This window comes from Paraburkholderia sp. BR10923, from assembly GCF_040948765.1.
Lineage (GTDB): Bacteria > Pseudomonadota > Gammaproteobacteria > Burkholderiales > Burkholderiaceae > Paraburkholderia > Paraburkholderia youngii.
Genome location: NZ_JBFPKO010000206.1, coordinates 1 through 268 on the forward strand (window position 1 = coordinate 1; position 268 = coordinate 268).

At 74.6% G+C, this 268-nt stretch carries 1 protein-coding gene; it reads left to right on the plus strand.

The genetic code is table 11. The features are described 5' to 3' along the window. A partial coding sequence (locus tag AB3X94_RS42125) for an AMP-binding protein (protein WP_368614500.1) occupies positions 1–268 on the plus strand: 268 nt, incomplete at both ends.

The following is a 268-nucleotide window of genomic DNA, read 5'->3' on the forward strand; positions in this document are numbered from 1 at the left end:
GGGCCAACCGGCTGGCGCACCATCTGATCGCACTCGGAGTCAGGCCGGATCAGCCGGTGGGGATCTGCGTGGAGCGCAGCGCGGCGATGGTGGTGGGGCTGCTGGCGATCCTGAAGGCGGGGGGCGCGTATGTGCCGCTGGATGCGGCGTATCCGTGCGCGCGGCTGCGGCAGATTGTGGGGGAGGCGGCGCCGCGGCTGGTGCTGGCCGATGGGGCGGGGCGTGCGGCGCTGGGCGAGGAGGCGCTCGCTGGCGTGGGGCTGGTGGA